The organism is Phyllobacterium sp. CCNWLW109 (assembly GCF_037203905.1).
Taxonomy (GTDB): domain Bacteria; phylum Pseudomonadota; class Alphaproteobacteria; order Rhizobiales; family Rhizobiaceae; genus Phyllobacterium; species Phyllobacterium ifriqiyense.
Genome location: NZ_JBBCBK010000013.1, coordinates 1 through 1574, shown reverse-complemented (window position 1 = coordinate 1574; position 1574 = coordinate 1). Strand labels below are relative to the sequence as shown.

At 52.9% G+C, this 1574-nt stretch carries 1 protein-coding gene; it reads right to left on the bottom strand.

Annotated features, from left to right (window positions below; all coding sequences use genetic code 11):
• Nucleotides 1-46: 46 nt before the first annotated feature.
• A complete protein-coding gene (locus V9K92_RS22725; protein ID WP_337355050.1) occupies nucleotides 47-1480 on the bottom strand; it encodes an ISNCY family transposase in 1434 nt (477 codons plus the stop codon).
• Between the last annotated feature and the right edge of the window lie 94 nt (nucleotides 1481-1574).

Sequence of the window (1574 nt, the reverse complement as noted above, 5' to 3'; positions counted from 1 at the left end):
TGTGGCGACCAAGTTGAAATGTCGACTGTTGTGCAAAGTAGAAATGTCATCCTGATATGCGCCGAGGCGCGTCGCCGGGTAGGGCGGAGACCTCAATATCGCAGCCCGAACCGGCGACAACTGAACGAGCACTTTCTATTTGATCACGGGCTCGGCGCTCAATCATCTGATCAACCCAGCCCTTTCGTCCTGGTGGTTTGCGTCCACTTTTTTTATAGCTGATAATCTCACTGTTGGTCTTTACCGTTGACGGCTGCATCTGATCCTGCTGGGCCTTGATAACCGACAACACATCACTCAGCCTCTTGTTCTCGGTGATCGCTGCGTGGGTCACACGCTGATCCATGTCAAACATCTTGTAGGGAAGAGGGAGGCCTTTCCAACGCATCTCCAGACGTCCATCCGCAAAAGCGTAGGTGTCAATGTATTTGCCAACCAGACCACGCGTAATATTATTCTCTTCCAGCATGATGCGCTTGCGTTCATAGGAAAACGTCAGCTGTTCACCAACGTAGCGTTGTTCCCGCTTGCACAGAATCTCCCGCAAACGGTCCGGAACGACATTGAGCGACCGATGCAAATCGTCTGGCTTGATCGGAGAAACAGCAAACCTTGCGTTGAACGCGTCCACAAACCCCGGCAGAAAGGCGTTCCCAGCAGCCAAGTCACTGATACCTGCCAGCCGCAACTCCTTGACCAATCGGTCTTGTAATGTGCGGTTTACTCGCTCGACCCGACCCTTCGCCTGGCTCGAATTGGCACACAATATCTCAATACTGAGTTCTGATAACGCCCGTCCGAACTGCGTCATGCCCTGACCATTTATGGCCTCTTTCTTCGCTACGCGGAACACGGAATGCTTGTCGGAGTAGAATGCGACCGGACGTCCGTGAGACTTTAGATAAAGTTCTAAAGCCTCAAAATAGGTGAAGGTGCTTTCCGAGCGCACAAACAAAAGCTGCATCAGTTTGCTTGTTGCGTCATCGATGAAAACAAGCAACGTGCATGGATCGCCGCGTTCTTCGAACCATCGATGATCGCTGCCGTCGATCTGGATCAACTCACCATAGGCTTCGCGCCGCAGCCGTGGCTGGCGAAACGTCCGGCGCTGTTTGCGTGATAGCCATAAGCCATCATCCGACATCCACTTGCGCAGCGTCTCGCGCGATACCGAAAATCCTTGTTCGATCAACTTCTCAGCCGCAAGCGTCGGACCAAAATCCGCATAGCGTTCCCGCACCAGTTGCAGCGCCAGATCACGTACTCCATCATTGATCCGGTTGTTCGACCGTCGGCCACGACTGCGGTGACGCAACGCTGGGGCACCTTCAAGACAGAATGTTCGCATGAGCCGTTGCACCTGACGCACACTCAGCGACAGCACAATCGCTGCCGATGCGATGGTGCGCCGTCGCTCAACAACTTCCGATAAAACTTCAATTCGATGCAGTTCGCGCTCGCTCATTAAAATCAGTCCCAAAATCCGCATCCCAAATCTCGTTGCAATCAACGAGAAGGTGGCACAATGACGTTTCTACTTTGCAGAAACAGGACACTTTAACTTTGCGGCTACA